The organism is Granulosicoccus antarcticus IMCC3135 (genome assembly GCF_002215215.1).
Classification (GTDB): Bacteria; Pseudomonadota; Gammaproteobacteria; order Granulosicoccales; family Granulosicoccaceae; genus Granulosicoccus; species Granulosicoccus antarcticus.
This window is the reverse complement of sequence record NZ_CP018632.1, coordinates 3,236,570-3,252,780: the sequence shown is the minus strand read 5'-3', so window position 1 is coordinate 3,252,780 and position 16,211 is coordinate 3,236,570. Positions and strand designations below refer to the sequence as shown.

At 51.6% G+C, this 16,211-nt stretch carries 15 protein-coding genes; 8 read left to right on the top strand and 7 right to left on the bottom strand.

Annotated elements, in window-relative coordinates; all coding sequences use genetic code 11:
• Complete coding sequence (locus tag IMCC3135_RS14005; protein ID WP_088918193.1) at positions 1-657, bottom strand: GntR family transcriptional regulator; 657 nt, start codon at positions 655-657, stop codon at positions 1-3.
• Positions 658-960: 303 nt separating this feature from the next.
• On the opposite strand from IMCC3135_RS14005, the gene IMCC3135_RS14000 reads away from it, so the two are divergent.
• From IMCC3135_RS14000 to IMCC3135_RS13980, 5 genes are all read left to right on the top strand, one after another.
• Positions 961-1,488, top strand: coding sequence for a VOC family protein (locus IMCC3135_RS14000; RefSeq protein ID WP_088918192.1), 528 nt, complete (start codon positions 961-963; stop codon positions 1,486-1,488).
• 13 nt (positions 1,489-1,501) lie between these two features.
• Positions 1,502-2,680 (top strand): alpha/beta hydrolase family protein, encoded by a 1,179-nt coding sequence (locus tag IMCC3135_RS13995; RefSeq protein ID WP_088921843.1) that lies wholly within the window; start codon positions 1,502-1,504, stop codon positions 2,678-2,680.
• A gap of 1 nt (position 2,681) precedes the next feature.
• Entirely contained in the window at positions 2,682-3,875 is a 1,194-nt protein-coding gene (locus IMCC3135_RS13990; protein WP_088918191.1) for a CaiB/BaiF CoA transferase family protein, read from the top strand.
• Entirely contained in the window at positions 3,875-4,795 is a 921-nt protein-coding gene (locus tag IMCC3135_RS13985; protein ID WP_088918190.1) for a hydroxymethylglutaryl-CoA lyase, read from the top strand. The genes IMCC3135_RS13990 and IMCC3135_RS13985 overlap by 1 nt, the downstream gene beginning before the upstream one ends.
• A 278-nt stretch (positions 4,796-5,073) precedes the next feature.
• Positions 5,074-6,597 carry an aldehyde dehydrogenase family protein gene (locus IMCC3135_RS13980; protein WP_088918189.1) on the top strand — a complete coding sequence of 508 codons (1,524 nt, stop codon included), beginning with the start codon at positions 5,074-5,076 and terminating at the stop codon, positions 6,595-6,597.
• A gap of 283 nt (positions 6,598-6,880) precedes the next feature.
• Here IMCC3135_RS13980 and IMCC3135_RS13975 read toward each other — a convergent pair whose 3' ends face one another.
• The 3 genes from IMCC3135_RS13975 to IMCC3135_RS13965 form a co-directional block, all read right to left on the bottom strand.
• Positions 6,881-8,188 carry an oxygenase MpaB family protein gene (locus tag IMCC3135_RS13975; protein WP_088918188.1) on the bottom strand — a complete coding sequence of 436 codons (1,308 nt, stop codon included), beginning with the start codon at positions 8,186-8,188 and terminating at the stop codon, positions 6,881-6,883.
• A gap of 132 nt (positions 8,189-8,320) precedes the next feature.
• Complete coding sequence (locus tag IMCC3135_RS13970; protein WP_157735981.1) at positions 8,321-9,373, bottom strand: hypothetical protein; 1,053 nt, start codon at positions 9,371-9,373, stop codon at positions 8,321-8,323.
• A gap of 308 nt (positions 9,374-9,681) precedes the next feature.
• Positions 9,682-10,248 carry a TetR/AcrR family transcriptional regulator gene (locus tag IMCC3135_RS13965; protein WP_088918186.1) on the bottom strand — a complete coding sequence of 189 codons (567 nt, stop codon included), beginning with the start codon at positions 10,246-10,248 and terminating at the stop codon, positions 9,682-9,684.
• A gap of 132 nt (positions 10,249-10,380) precedes the next feature.
• Between IMCC3135_RS13965 and IMCC3135_RS13960 the strand changes: the two genes are divergently transcribed.
• Positions 10,381-11,460, top strand: coding sequence for an NAD(P)/FAD-dependent oxidoreductase (locus IMCC3135_RS13960; RefSeq protein WP_088918185.1), 1,080 nt, complete (start codon positions 10,381-10,383; stop codon positions 11,458-11,460).
• A 163-nt stretch (positions 11,461-11,623) separates the two neighbouring features.
• On the opposite strand, the gene IMCC3135_RS13955 is transcribed toward IMCC3135_RS13960, so the two are convergent.
• Positions 11,624-12,280 (bottom strand): glutathione S-transferase family protein, encoded by a 657-nt coding sequence (locus IMCC3135_RS13955; protein ID WP_088918184.1) that lies wholly within the window; start codon positions 12,278-12,280, stop codon positions 11,624-11,626.
• Positions 12,281-12,395: 115 nt separating this feature from the next.
• Between IMCC3135_RS13955 and IMCC3135_RS13950 the strand changes: the two genes are divergently transcribed.
• Complete coding sequence (locus IMCC3135_RS13950) at positions 12,396-12,944, top strand: TetR/AcrR family transcriptional regulator (protein ID WP_088918183.1); 549 nt, start codon at positions 12,396-12,398, stop codon at positions 12,942-12,944.
• 45 nt (positions 12,945-12,989) lie between these two features.
• The gene (locus IMCC3135_RS34070; RefSeq protein WP_157735980.1) at positions 12,990-13,262 is read left to right on the top strand and encodes a class I SAM-dependent methyltransferase; all 273 of its coding nucleotides are present in this window, start codon (positions 12,990-12,992) and stop codon (positions 13,260-13,262) included.
• Here the strand turns inward: IMCC3135_RS34070 and IMCC3135_RS13945 are convergent.
• Positions 13,252-14,142, bottom strand: a complete 891-nt coding sequence (locus IMCC3135_RS13945) for an FAD:protein FMN transferase (RefSeq protein WP_088918182.1) — start codon at positions 14,140-14,142, stop codon at positions 13,252-13,254. The two genes, IMCC3135_RS34070 and IMCC3135_RS13945, sit on opposite strands and share 11 nt — an antisense overlap.
• Entirely contained in the window at positions 14,139-16,205 is a 2,067-nt protein-coding gene (locus IMCC3135_RS13940; protein WP_205738040.1) for a 4Fe-4S binding protein, read from the bottom strand. Before IMCC3135_RS13940 ends, IMCC3135_RS13945 begins: the two co-directional genes overlap by 4 nt.
• Between the last annotated feature and the right edge of the window lie 6 nt (positions 16,206-16,211).

Here is a 16,211-nt window from a genome sequence, read left to right as displayed (position 1 = left end):
TTACCAACCTTCGAGTAAAAGATCGCCCGCCACCCTCACATGCTCGACCATGGCGTTTGAGGCGCGCTCGGCATCACCCGCTTGCAGATATTTCAGGACACGCTCATGGTCGGTCTGGGCAACACTCAGTAGGCTGAAATCCGGTTTTACCCCCAGCTTTGCAATCACCTGAAAAGAGAGCATCGGGCGTTTCTCGATATGCAAAAGCATCTCTTTCAACGTCTCGTTGCTCAAAGCATCAAGCAATGCATGATGGAAGCAACTGTTCATTTCACGCCAGTGCTCATGCACAAACGATTTCCGGTCCTCTGCCAGGAGCTTTTTACCCTTTACCACGCAGGCCAACAAGGTCTCCTGAGTGCTCTCCGAGAGCCCACACATGGCAATCTCCCGACATGCCTGCCCTTCCAGCACGGCACGCACCTGATAAGCATCCAGCACAGCTTGTTTATCGAACTCACGCATCTGGTAGCCACGCTGCGCCTGATACGTCAACACGCCTTCCGCAGCAAGGGCCTGTAAGGCTGCTCTTACCGGGGTGCGCGACATGCCCAGATACTCGCAAACGTTGCGCTCTGTCATGGCTTTACCGCCAGATATCTCCCCGGACAAAAGGGCATGCTTGAGGCGATCTGTTGCTTGCTCTGCTAACGTCATGATCTGATATTGAATGTATACATAATATTATATCCGTAAACACCTCAACCCCATGAATGTCCATCAATTTCACTTATGGGGCACTTATGACAAATATTGTAAACCACCAATCAAGGTTTCGAACTAAACAACCGGCATCGAATTCCGGGCTGTACCACCTTGTCCGAGAATTAAAGTATACATTTAATATAATGGACTCACCATATACCCCTAAAATGAACCTCAACGAACCAATTATTGAAAAAAACAGGTTAGAATGTATACCAAGAACCATACCCACCCATCGTTGAGAGGAAGAAAGTCATGAACGTCCAGGGACTTCATCACGTTGCATACCGCTGCCGGAATGCCAAACTCACCGCCGAGTTCTACAAGCAGTACCTGAATCTCGATCTGACCATCGCCATTGCTGAGAACAAGGTCCCCTCAACCGGGGAATGGTCACCGCATGTCCACATCTTTCTTAAAATGCAGGACGGCTCCTACCTTGCCTTTTTCGAGCTACCCGAATCGCCAGAGATGGAGCTCGATCAGAACACACCCGACTGGGTGCAACATCTTGCGCTGAAAGTACCTGATATGGAATCGCTTGTTACAGCAAAAAAACGTCTGATCGCCGGAGGCGTCGATGTTGTTGGCCCTACGGATCACAAGGTTTGCCAGTCGATCTACTTCTTCGATCCGAACGGTCACCGCATGGAATTGACAGTTGATACCATCATCCCGGAAATGGCTGAAGCACTTCTCATCCAGGCACAACCACTGCTTGAAGAGTGGGACAAGACCAAACGTGCGCCAGATGTCGCCGCCTTCAAGACAGAGAAAGCCTGAAGGCATGCCTGACATGAGCCCCCATACGCCCGAGCTTCACCAGATTGTACGCATACCGGTCATCGTGTCCTTTGTTGAAACCGCCGCCTTCACCGAGACCTATGGGTTCACGGGAAGCCAGGGCCGGGTATTTCTGGAAGGCCAGCAGATCCTTCCAGAAAATCTACCATCGGACACGGTTTTTGTATTCATGCACCCGGCCTCCACGTTGAACCTCATGCCTCTGCCTGTGGCACTGGCAGAGGCAGGCCACCACGTGCTTTGCTGCGGCTCTCGCTATGCCAAGAATGACACTGCTCTGATCATGGAGAAGGTTGCTGTGGACCTTGGGGCCTATATCCGCCACGCTCGAGATGTTCTGGGCTATTCCAAGGTTGTACTGTGCGGCTGGAGCGGCGGTGGTTCGCTGGCGATGTTCTACCAGAGCCAGGCGGAAAATCCAACCATCACACATACGCCCGCGGGCGATCCTTATGATCTTGCCCGCGCTGATTTGCCGGTGGCGAATGCCGCTTTGTTTGTTGCGGCACACATTGGCCGCGCACACATTCTCAGTGAATGGATCGACCCATCCGTCATTGATGAAGATGAGCCAGAGAATCGCGACACGGCATTTGACCTATATGCCGTGAATGGGCCCAAACCTCCGTTCAGCGACGAATTCATCGCACAGTTCCGCGCACGCCAACAAGCCCGTAGCAATAAGATTACAGCGACCGTGCAAGCGCATCTGGAACGGTTGAAAAGCTCTAAAGGCAACGGCCAGGAACGCCCCTTTATCGTTCATCGAACCATGGCCGATCCGCGCTTTCTGGACGCCTCACTAGAGCCGAATGATCGACAAGCGGACTGGTGCTACCTGGGCCTACCTGAAACCGTCAATACCGGGCCCGTTGGCCTGGCACGATTCTCGACTCTGCGGGCCTGGATGTCGCAGTGGTCGCTTGATCACTCGCGCGCCGATGCCGAAGCATGCGTCGTGAATATCAGCTGCCCGCTCCTGGTGATCGAAAATACCGCTGATGACTGCGTTCCTGTGGCACACCTGGAACGAGTGTTCAACGCGGCCGGCTCGACAGACAAGCAATATTGCCGGATCGACAAGGCTACGCATTACTACCGAGAACAGCCCGAACAACAAAACCAGGTGGTTGCGCTAATCACCCATTGGACACAACAAAAGGTCACATGACATGAACGGAGCTCTTGATGGCATTCGCGTTCTCGAACTCGGCCAACTGATTGCCGGGCCTTTTTGCGGTCAGCTACTGGCTGACAATGGTGCAGAAGTTCTGAAGATCGAGCCTCCGAAAACCGGTGACGCGATGCGCGAATGGGGCCGCTCAGATGACAATGGCAAACCTATCTGGTGGTCAGTCATTGCGCGCAATAAAAAGTCTGTGACCCTGAACCTGAGACTGGCTGCAGGACAGGACATCCTGAAACAGCTCGTCGCAGACGCCGATGTACTGATCGAAAATTTCCGCCCCGGCACCATGGAGCGCTGGGGATTGAGCTATGAAGAACTGTCGAGAATCAACCCCAGACTGATCATGGTGCGCATCTCTGGCTTTGGTCAAACAGGCCCCTATGCAGAACGAGCCGGCTTTGCCTCGGTTTGCGAAGCCATGGGAGGGTTGCGGCACATCGCTGGCTACCCCGACAGACCATCGGTACGTTCGGGCATTTCCATCGGCGACTCACTAGCTGGTGTCTTCGGCGCCATGGGGGCGCTTCTGGCCCTTCAGGCCCGTCATGTGACCGGCAGGGGACAAATCGTCGACAGTTCGATCTACGAGTCCTCACTTGCCATGACCGAAGCCATCGTTGCCGAATATGATCGCGGCGGACATATCCGATCGCGCACAGGACCCTCCCTGCCCGGCATCGCCCCTTCCAATGCCTACCCCTGTAGTAATGAACGCGATGTGATCATCGGGGCCAACCAGGACACCGTATACAAACGCATGTGTACTGCCATGGACCAACCCGAACTGGCCACAGATCCAAGATTCGACAGTCACCGCTCACGCGGTGCCAATGCCGAAGAACTCGATGACATCATCGGCCAATGGACACAGACCCACACAGCTGAAGAGGTCGTAAAGATACTGAGCGATGCCGGCGTTCCTGTTGGATTGGAATTTACCGCCGTGGAAATGCTGGCCGATCCGCATTACCAGGAACGCGAGAGCATCATCCATGTCGCCGACGCACAGGGCGACAAGATTGCGATGCAAAACGTTTTCCCTCGCCTGAACGACACCACAGGACAAATCCGCCACACCGGACCAACACTGGGAGAGCATACAGTCGAGACCCTGACCAACCTACTTGGCTTATCGGACCAACAGGTGGACTTACTACGTGAAAGTGGCACTATCTAGTGATACAGACAACACCCATCGAGATTGTTGAGGTCGCACCGCGAGATGGCTTTCAATCCATCAACGAACCTATCGCCACCGGCATCAAGATTCAGATCATTGAGGCTCTGATTGCAGCAGGCCTCACACGTATCGAATTCGGCTCGTTTGTCAGTCCGCGAGCCATACCGCAGATGGTCGATATGATCGAAATCGCGCAGCATTTCCGTACTGACACTCGAGCGCGTCTTGCAGCGCTGGTACCCAATGTCAGGGGTGCAGAGCTGGCCTTGAAAAACGGTGTCCAAGAGATTGTCTATGTGTTTTCAGCCTCAGAAGCGCATAACCTGTCGAATGTAGGCGCCCCGATCTCTCAGTCGATCCAGGGCCTTGCGGATGTCTGCCAAGCCATCTCAGGTGCAGACATCGCTCTGCGTGTCGATCTTGCGACAGCTTTTGATTGCCCCTTCGATGGAACTGTTCCGATGGATGCTGTGCTGCATGCTCTCGAGCACATAGCCCAGCTTGCACCCACCTCCGAAATTGCACTTTGCGATACCACCGGTCGAGCCAACCCCTTTGAAGTCGCCGAGCGTTTTCAAAAAGTCATGACCATGGAGGCTCTGAGTAACAACACCTGGGCGTTTCATGGGCATGACACTTATGGAATGGGCATTGCCAATGCCATGGCAGCCAACCGCGCGGGCGTGGCTGTGATCGACACCAGCGCCGGTGGTCTGGGCGGGTGTCCCTTTGCCCCGGGCGCAACCGGAAACACCGCGACCGAGGACCTGGTGTTTGCCGCACGGGGTTCCAATGCAGGGTGTGCCGTCGACCTGGCAGCGTTGCTTGAAGTTGCTGATCGCATCGCAGAGCTTCCCGGCACGAGTATGGGAGGACATCTGCGAACGGTACCGAGGGGCAAACTACCTTTGCTTTGAGACTTGCCAGGTCTCGGGTTTTCTACGCGCTTCTGCTACTACTTGTATTAATACTGGTGTATCGATGTATTCGTATTGCCTGAATGACTGAGTCTGGATATTCGGAATCTAGTTGTAACATGCAACCAACAATGTATACATTTTTCGTCTTGACTATTGACTTGGAACATAGAAACTGATTAATTGTATACCACTACAGATTTCCAAGTGTTTTTCAGGAGGAAGCACTAGGAAAAATCTGCGGCAAAGAAATCAGTCATCCATTTTTTGAGAAAATAATGAATATTCTTACTGCACCATCTTCACTCGAGCTGTGCTCAAAAGAGGCGCGCGACTTTATCCAGAGCAAGCCTGGTCTGTTTATCAATGGAACCTGGCAAGGATCAGACGGCAACGACTTCCTCGACGTTGTAGACCCATCAAGCGGCACGATCATCGGGCAAATCATAGACTCGACCAAAAGCGATGTTGACCGCGCAGTAGCCGCGGCAAAAGCCGCTTTTGCAACAGGCAGCGAATGGCGTCGATGCGGTCCGGATAAACGTCAGAATCTGATCTTGAAACTCGCAGACGCCATCGAAGCTGACACGGATGTTCTTAGCGATCTGATTGCTGCAGATCTGGGCACCACCAAGGCTATCGCCAGCGGATTCGAAATACCCAAGGCCATTGAAACGTTCCGCTATTACGCCGGTTTTGCCACAAAAATAAAAGGCGAAACCATTGACCTGAGCCCTGATTATAAAACTGGCGGTGAATTCTTTGCCTACACAAGCAAAGAACCTGTTGGCGTTGTAGGCGCCATCACACCCTGGAATGCCCCTGTCATGGTAACCAGCTGGAAAATAGCACCAGCACTGGCCGCTGGCTGCACAATGGTCCTAAAACCAGCAGAAGATGCCTGCCTGGCCACACTTCGCGTCATCGAGCTTGCACGTCAAGTGGGCTTCCCAGCCGGTGTCCTGAACATTGTCACGGGTCGTGGAGAAAGCGCTGGCCAGTCTTTACTGAACAATAAGGATGTTGACAAATTCGCTTTCACTGGCTCATGCGAAGTTGGCAAGCATATCTATAGAGCAGGTGCAGAGCGCCTGGTTCGCTTAAGTCTTGAGCTTGGCGGCAAAAACCCGATGATCGTGATGGAAGATGCCGATATAGAAGCAATCACTCCAGCGATCGCAATGTCGACGTTCCCTAACGCGGGGCAAATATGCGTGTCCGGTTCGAAGGTAGTTGCCCATGTTTCTGTGGCAGAACGTCTTGCTCAATCATTAAAGACATTTGCAGAAGCACTACCGGTTGGCCCTGCACTTGTAGAAGGCAGCGTAATTGGCCCAGTCTGCTCGAAAGCACAATTCGACCGTGTCATGAACTACATTCAAAAAGGCGCCGCTCAGGGCCGCGTCATCGCCGGTGGTGAAGCATTGAAAAGCAATGGATATTACATCCAGCCTACTGTGATCACAGACCTTCCCAAAGATAGTCCTTTGCTGAAAGAAGAAATATTTGGCCCTGTGATAACCATTGAAACCTATGAAGATATCAATGAAGTGATTGAAGAAACCAACGCAGCTGACTTTGGTCTGTGCTCTTTCCTGTTCGGCTCTGATCACGGTAAAATCCAATCGGCTATTCGTGACTTGCGCACAGGCACTGTGTTTGTCAATACAGGCCCTGTTCCACCTGCAGCGATGACACTGGGCGGATTCCGACAGTCGGGTATTGGTCGGGACCTTGGAGCAGAAGGCCTGGGTGGATATCTGGAAACAAAATCGGTAGTAACGAGAATCAACCCTCACTAGCAGGCCGACCGACCCTCACCCACTAGTGGCATCATCAGCTGTTGATGTATTCAATAATCAACGGCTTCGTTTTACCCCTTTGTATTTTATCCAAAAAAGGTCGCAACCTGCGCGACCTTGAACTTCCTCCAGAAGGGCTTTCTCTAAATGTGCCGATACTGCGATATCAATAGATGATTGTACCTAGCAGTCCAACCGGAAGATATTTTCCGGTTGGACTACTAGTAGCTCGTGAAACAATTAACTATTTCATGAACCCTTAGACCATTTTTATCGCTGTTTTTTAGTATTTCGACTTTGGACGGTAGACAAGATCTGCTTCACCAAGCTGCTTTTCAACCCACTCTCGCCTTTCCTTGCTGATCTTCTTATCCAGCTTTTCTGCATACGCAGGATTTTTCAGCCTTCGCTTGGAACGAATGATATTCATGGGTACTGTTATGATGAAATAAACAATACCCCAGAATTTTCCTGCTCGAATCTCGGCAACCTTGCGCGTCTCCGGGCTTACAAATAGCAGAGTCATGGCAAGGTTCGCCTTGTACTCCCACCAACGCTTGAATTTTTCAAGCCCCTTGAACTCCTTGGGTGGCTCAAAACAATCCATGAATGATTTACACAAACGAATACCATCCGGGTCATCTGACAACTTGGTCTGAAGCAATAATTGGTAGAAAAGATGGCGGCCTTCTTCAATCGTTTCAGGAAATGGCACGACACTATTGTCATAGCCCATGACATGTGAAACATAGCGCCACAGGTGCATTATCCCTTCTATCTCTTCGTCGCTTAGCTTCCAACCGAGCTTACGAGAAGAGACGCCCATCACCAGTGAGCTAATGACGGGCGCACCTAACAACCCTAACTGATTTATTGGCATGCCAAAGACGTCAGGCTCCCAACGCTCACTACTAAAAACCGCTCGACGAATCAACGTATGAAGCAGACGCACACGCAGCGCTACCTTCCAACCATCGCCGAAGGTGCGCATACCACCTGTCTCGGAGACTTCAGTCCAGAAGTTACAAGTCAACAAGAAGCGTTTGAAAGCAGTCTCATCTGAATACTGCCCCGTAGACATCAGAGTGCGTGCAATATTACGACTACGATAACCGTCCAAAGTAGCGATGCCCTGGAATTGAAATCCATAAACACCGTAGCCCCGATAGGCTTTTGCTCCCAACTCTAACTTGTCCCAATCCAACCACTCGGGATCTTCTGACACATCTTTCCAAATCGCTTCCAGCTCTGGCGGTGGGTTCTCAACGGCATCAATTCCGCCCTCCAGAAATTGCTCGATGATCTGGTGCGGCTCGTCTCCCCTGCGACGAATCTTGAGGATTGCGACATCTGACAATGGATCGCCTGTCCAATTCGACATACAAAGCCTCTTTGAAAGCTCAGGGTCATACTTGGGAACAACACCGAACAAAAGCTTGATAATGGAAGCCGCTTGTTCCTTATTCGGATTACCATCAAAAGGCGCAATGGTCATATCTTCGGGAGGAGTTGTTCTACCCTCAGCCAAGGTCAACATTTTTTTATCTATCGCAATTTCTGCTTCCAGATTTTTTTCAGTAAGTAACTTCATTAACAACTCTCTCTAAATATAGTTCCAATACATGTCATAAGAGGCTTGAGCTCTGAACCCGTGCACAAGCACTTACATGTTCAAAATATTTCTACGCCAGTGGCGTACCTTGATCAGCTAAATAACAGACCATCAGAAATTTTGTTTGAGCGATAGTGACAGCGCCAAGGCGGTACCATCATCAAATTCGCCAATAGCTCCCGTTTTAGCATCGGTGGTAACCCGATTTATCAAGCCTGTCACCGTAGTCTTGCTTTTTGTAAAAGCAAAGCCAACACCAACTTGTTTTATTGCGCCGTAAAAATTATCAGGATCTTGATCTGCTTTCGGACCTGCCTCATAGCTACCTCTGGCAAACACTATGAATTCAGGTGAAAACACGTGGGCTGCACCCAACTGATACGTCACCGTATCCTCAGTCACGCTGGCAACTTCAAACCCTGAAGGTGCAGTAACCTTGTAGCCATCCCAGCCAGTCCACCTTATTCCTCCGAAAATAATATTGCCTGGACTTACCGGAACTCGAAAATCCAGGTTCACAGACTCAGGTGTAGTCAATTCAAGGTCACCTGTATCCACACCGTTTTCATTGGCTTTTAGTGTGTTATCAACTTCTGAAAAATAGGTAAGTCCGACAAGTGCATGAAAATCAGGCACTTCATAGGTAACACCAATAACATATCCATAACTTGCTTCACCTTCAGATTCAAGCCTATAGCCATCTGGTGGAATATAGGCAGCAGGGACAACAGTCAGTGCGTCCATCTTATGGGCACTGACACCACCATGAACTGCAACATTCTTGTCAAACTTGTATCGCAGCAGCCCCGTAATACCTTCTGTTTCCACCTTATTAGCGAGCCCGGCAAACACACCCGTTTTATGCGTTGTTTGAGCATAGAACGGCGTGTCTTTCAGCACCGCAAGCGAATACTTCTCATTGATATCGTGTTTGAACACCAGAGATAAATCAGAAAAATCATCCTTGACATCCCCTGTTTCAAATCCACCAACATCTTCACCCGTCATATCCAGCGAGATATCGGTATATGTCGCTTCAATGAACGTTCCTGGATCAAACAACCTGACCACGCTCATACCACTTAAGTCAATTCCACCTGCCACTGTATTTCCACTGACAATAAACATTCCGACCGCGCACGCGAGTGCTTCTCTGTTGAGCATGATAGTGATGATCTCCTCTCTCCATGAAATTGCTACTCAACCACTGAAACCACTAGAGGGTCACTTGGGTTGGTATACATTTTCAAATCAATATACATGTTTGATTGAGAGTTGCCAAACAAATGTATACCAATATTGCTAATTACTTTTCAAGGCGGGAGTTTTGCTCTCATCGCATAATTTCCCCTATACGATGTCCATAAGAAACTTCCACGTCAGCCACAGTTGCATTATTAAATCGAAATCAGTCAACGACTACAGCTACCTGGTTATCGAGCAGTCGATATAGCGAGAGATGTGTTATCGCATCAACTGCCTTGGGTTGCAGGCATGGCCAGATCGTGGAACAAGCGGCTCATCGTTCGCGCATCTGGCGAGCATCCGGCTTCTATCCAGTGCAGCAGAATGCCGCAGAGCGCACCCGCTTTGAAGCTTGCTGCAAAAGGTCTGAGCTCCAGCTCAACAGAGGCCATCAGACTGTCAGCCTTTCCTACTCTCCATAGCTCCAGAATCTGCTCACGGAAAAGCCGCAGAACATCAGGACCGGCTTCACCGCTCAACAAGATGCGGGCAAGATGCGGTTGGGTCGCTACTTTCTCAAAGGCAAACCTTGTGACCTCCAGTAGCCACTCTTCGGGATTATGCGCTTGGACATGTTCAAGAGCGAATGCCATCTGATCGGCAAGATCAGCTCTGAGACGCTCATATATCACGGCATCAACACTGTCAAAATGGCGATAAAACGTCTGCCGTCCAATTCCGGCACGGCCTGCAAGCTCTTTCACCTGGACATCGCCATACGGCATTTCAGACAACATGCTGTCCAAGGTATCCAGAATGGCCTGCTTTGTTCGTATTTGACGCGCGTCGGTCATTTCTACGTTCCCTACCTTGTAAATAATCTAATAGCCCTTGAAATTATGGAACACATGTTCCATAATTTCAAGATTCGCTTCTTATCAAGAATTCCAGAGCGACCTCGTCCTACAATTGAAGCATGACATTCCATGAAAAAACGAATCATCATCATCGGTGGTGGCTACATAGGCGCTGAATTAGCCAAGTCGCTAGACGATGCGGCCGAAGTGACGCTGATTGAGCAGAATAGCCATTTCGTGCACGCCCCAGCCATGATTCGAGCCGTTGTCGATCCTGACATACTGGATCGCGCACTCATTCCCTACGATGGTTTGCTCAAGCACGGTCGTCTTATTCAAGACCGGGCACAGAGCGTCAGTGAAACTGGCGTCACACTGGCTTCAGGCGAACAGCTTGAGGCGGATTTCATCGTTGTTGCCACAGGATCCAGCAACGCTGTGCCGTTCAAATCCAACGGGGCTGATATTGAAACATTGCGCGCCGCCAATGCGAGAGTTCATGCCCTACTGAGTACAGCGAGCACTGTTGCTATTGTCGGTGCTGGTGCAGTGGGTACCGAACTTGCCGGTGAAATCGCACATGGCTACCCCGACAAGAAAGTGCATTTGATCTCAAGTGAGCCGCAACTCTTTGCGAACTTTCCTGAGAAACTCGGGCGCAAACTTGCAGCAAAGCTGGAGCATGCCGGAGTTGTGCTTGTTCTCGGGGCACGCGCCGAAAACCTGCAGAGCCTGACCGAACCCTATAGTGGCACCCTGATCCTGTCCACGGGACAAAGTCTTGCCGCTGACCTGATCTTTCCTGTCATCGGCTCAAAGGCAACATCGACTCTGTTGGAAGCTTTGCCGGAGGCTAAGCTTGGTAGAAACCAGCGTATCAAAACAGATGTCTGGATGCGGCCATCCACCTATGACAACGTATTCGCCGCAGGCGATGTCGCCGAGATGGGGGATGCCATGACAATCGTTGCTACCTCGCGCCAGCTTACCTGGTTGAAAAAGACGTTAACCGCCTTGGTAAACGGTCAGAAAATTGAAGACCTCAAGCCTTACACACCTTTCCAGAAGGCCCCCATCCTCGTCCCGCTTGGGCCTGTGAAAGGCAACTCCTTTCTCTCGCTTTTCGTCGCAGGCGACTTTCTGACAAGCCTATTAAAGGGCAAAGACCTGTTTCTCTCAAAATACAACAAGCTACTGGGCAAAGGTTGATTGGTAAGGTCGCCCCAACTGCGATCAGTACCGGTTTGGATTGAGCAGATCGCCGTACTCAATTGGGCACACTCCGGAAGGTCACAGCGCCAGCCCGCAGCTCGACCTTGCAGGTCGGCGACTTTCCGATCGCCCCCTACTCGGAAACCCTTACCGATGAACTTCATCCAAACGTCGGCGCCACAAGCACCTTCGCCGCAGACGGGCGCTTTCGAAGTCTGCCTACATAAGCAACCAGGCGCGGTAGTTCGACAAAGAAATTCTCTGCAGCCGGCAATCCTGATAGATAGTCCAGCATCGGTGCAGCAATCGCATCGGCGATGGTGAAACTGTCTCCCACAAGATAAGTGCCTTCGGCAAGCTGATCTTCCAGAAGCGCCAGTATGCGCATCAACTCAGGCGTGGCAGCATCGACAAGCTCTTGACGTACTGTGCCATCGCGACCTTTGGGAAACACGAATTCCAGCAAATAACTGCGCACGATCGCTTGATCAACATACAGCGCAAGCATGGCAGTCCACTGATCAACCTGGGCTCGCAACCAAGGCTCTTCCGGCTGTAGCGCCGGCCCTGCAAAGGCGGCATCCAGATAACGGCAGATGCTCGGGGTCTCGATCAGATGCCGACCTTCGTGCACCAGCACCGGAATCTTGCCGAAAGGATGCAAAGTAAAACGCTCAGATGACCCTGGCTTGATGGACTGACCAATTACCTCAGCTCCTACTGTGTAGGGAATGCCCTTCTCCTCACAGCACAGCTGCACACTACGCACGAAAGTACTGAATTGCATTCCAACGATATGGACGGCCTGGTTGGTCATCTGAAATCTCCTGTTGTATGGGACCTACTGTCAGGATAATTCATCCCACCCTATGTTCAAGAACATATAGTGTATTCGTGACACCCTGATCTGATTGTCCATTGGAGAACCAAAGATGCCCTGGAATGAAGACCACAAATCCCATACTCGCTACCGCATCCTGGAGTCTGCTGCCGTGTTGTTCAGCCAGCAGGGTTTCAACGGCGCCAGCATCGACCAGGTGATGGAACATGCGGGTCTGACGCGAGGTGCCTTTTATACGCACTTCGCCTCCAAGAGCGAGCTCTACGCAGAAGCGCTAAGCTGGGCTGCTCAGGAAAATGTGGCGCGCTTGAAGGGGGCGTGTCCAAGCGATCGCGTATTCGATTATCTGAGTGATGCGCATCGGAACAGTGAAACTATCAATTGTCCGCTGGCCTGCCTGGTCAGCGATGTTGCTCAGCAAGATCAGAGCGTTCGCGATACGTACACGCGCCTTTTTGCCGGCTTTGTCAGCCATTGCCAAAGCACTGATTCAAATTCGGATGATCGTAAACAAGCAATGCAACAAGCGGTTCTACTGATCGGAGGTATTGCGATCTCTCGCAATTTGACCGATGAACCACTAGCGCAAGAGTTGCTTGATGTGTGCCGCACACTCGCATTGGACTTGATACCCACGTAGAGCTGAACGAGGACACCGGCATGGGCAGCTGGCAAGCTACCGGCAGTGGCCATTGATTGCGGCTGTGGTGCTGGACGAGACACCGCGTTTTTGCTTGGCAAGGGCTTTACGGTTCATGCTTTCGACAAAGAACTTGAAGCCGTAGAGTTTTGCCAGAAACGATTTGAAAGCAATGGTAACTTTCATGCAACGCAGGCGTGTTTCTCAGACTTTCACTATCCTCCTGCCAGCCTTGTCATGGCACATGCCAGTCTGTTCTTCTGTCCAGACCCTCCTTGCCATCAATATGCAATACCTTCCGATGACGTTATAGATTGAGCAGGTCGCCGTGCTCATCAACCAACGTCACGCGGTGCACACCCGGCGATTTTCTGATCTTTTCAATCAAGGTCATATTCGCCCAAACCAGGCCCGTGGAAAGTGCATCGGCAAGCGTCGCTGTATCTGCTTCAACAGACACGGTAGACCAAGGTCGACTCACGTTCCTTTCATGTACAGCAGGCAGGAATATATGACCGTCAGGCCCGATCGGTGTTGCCATCGGGCTCGAGGTGGCAACGGCTGCATTTTGGATGGTGTGCGTGTCGACCAGCCCGTATCTCGGATCTGCCAATCCCAATTCCCACGGACCGCCTGCTCCTCTGTACTCGCCAATGTTGACAAGCGTTTGGTTAAAGCCGAGCGCCTTGAGCCGTTCTGATACAAGGTCTGTCGCGAAACCTTGAGCGATACCGTTGAACGTTAGTGCCTGCCCTGGTGCCAAGGTGACACGGGCATCATTGAATTCAACCTTTTCCCATCCGACCAAGTGCAAGGCTTCAGCCGGATCACGTCCCTCTACTGCATTTCGCCACATGGGTTGAACACTGGGATCAAACAAACCGTGAGTAAGGTGGTAGGCCAGATCGACTGACTCCAGAAGTTTGAGGAAATGCGCCTGTGGGCGGAGCACGCCGTTCTGGTTCAGACACACCAACGCCGACTCAGGATCGTAAAGGCTGAACAGTTTTTCGGTTTGCGTGATCAGCGATCGCGCTTCGCTGATTGCCTCATTCGCAGCTTTTTCAGGCCCACGAATAATCAGACTGACATCGCTGCCAAAAGCACGCCCTTGCCAACGGTGTGTCTCTGCCGCGCAAGCGACCGTTGCGGTGAATGAGGCGGTAATCGCAAGAAATCGTCGACGGTTGATGTTCAATCTACCGCTACTCTGATCTGGCTTAATCTGGATCGACGTCCTTTGGCTTCGAGAATCAGGGGCACGCACTGGGTGGCATCGTCGTGGATCGTTACGCAATCGAGACATTGGAAGCATTCCGAATATTCGATCTCCCCGGTCTTCTTGATTGCACCGTAGTTGCATTTGACACGACACAATTGACACGGTGATCCGCATTCAACACGCCGTTCGATCCAGTCACGTGCACGCAGAAGCCCCCCTAGTGCCATCACCGCACCCAGCGGGCACAAGTAACGGCAAAAACCCTTGAACAGGACCATCGACAGGACCAGCAAAGACACGGCATACGCAACGTAGTACCACTCGCGGACAAAGAACGTGGTGATGGCTGTCTTGAATGGCTCCACTTCAATCGCCTTGTCCAGCGCTGATGGGAACGTGAAGATCAGTGCCACCAAACCCGCCAGTACAACATACTTGAGGTATTTCAATCGAGCATCCCAGACAGCGTTCGGCTTTATCTGTGGCAGGCCAATCAACCTGCCGAGATGATGCGCAAATTCCTGCAAGGCACCGAACGGACACAGCCAACCGCAGAAGAGCCCACGTCCCCACAAAACGAACCCGACAAGGCTCGCCAACCAGATTACAAGCGAAAAAGGATCGTAGAGAAGAAATCCAAAGCTACCGCCTTCGACTGCGGTTCGAGCGATAGCAATCGGGGTTGCAATGGATAGCTGTCCCTGCCCCCACCAACCCACAAATACAACGACAAAAGCCAGAATACTCAAGCGTACCGGTGTAAAGAAGCGCTGGCCTGCCAGGGCATTCATTGAAAAAGTCAACAAGCCTGCAAGACCGACGAGAAACACGCCCAGAATGATCAGATCGGTTTGTCGATTGCGCAATGCATCGACCCACGGTGGTGCTGGCTTGAACACTTCAGGACGCGTAAAGAAACGCTCGGGCGCAACATAATCAATGTCGAATGTCCGGGAGCCGATCTCTGGTTTGAACGATCCATGAGAACGCAGTGCCTTGATCTGAAGTTTCCATTCTGAAATGGGATCAAAGCCAAGTCGGCGATCGGTGCGAATGACCAACTTGGACCCGCTATGCAGTGCTTCTGGCACCGCATCATCAAGCTCGACAAATATGTCGCTGTCACGAAAGGCAATGGGAAAACCACCTTGCTCGGCACTGATCAAGTCGGGAGCGGTATTGCGTACGAATTCCTCAGTCACCAAACCGTGCCGTGCCGCATCAACCAACAGAACTGGCTCGCTCGTATCCCTGATCTCCATGAAACTCTGCAGACCTTCAAAGCTCTCATCACTCAATACAGCTTTAGCAATCGATGGTGCACCAACATCCACGATCCACAAATCAAGGTAAAGCCCCTCTGGATCGTCCTTGGCCTCCGGGTCATCATCCTCCCACAGCGTGCCAGCAAAGGCTGCATCAATCTCGGCATTGGTCACAGTCTTGCGCACGACTATGCCTTGCTCGACCAGCTCCTCCCATGATAATTCTTCGACATAGTCCGCTTTGGGGAGCCCGGGCGAGCCAGTGGTGATGCCACTCATTTTTTCGCGCGCAACCTGAAGCGCCGCAGCCAGAATGCTCTCATGTGCGATACGCACTGAAGCGGTGCCCTTCGTGACCCCATCGAGATAGACAAGCGCTGAACCCTCGATGCCAGCCCCATACGGCGTACCCACAACCAACGAGTCCGAAATGGAATGGCCACGGTATTGCTTGAAAAAGTCGAAAAACAGATGTTCAGGTAATCCCGAGACGAATATGGGTTCGTTATGCGAAATCAGTTGAACGTCGATAAAGCGACCATCCAGATCGAGTACGACAAGCAGATTTATCGCCGCACCGGAAAAGCCGGGTAAAGGGGCCAGAGGTTCCGTCTCGAAAACAAACCCGGCCTCCCCGCCACCGCTGTTGAGCAGTTGCCACACCCCTTTGTCATTGACAGCCTCGCCAAGGCTCATGGGTGCCACGATATAGGATTCGAGCACATCTCGGCTCAGAGGTTCTTCTGCGGCACTCAGTGAGGCTGTGGCAAACAAGACCAA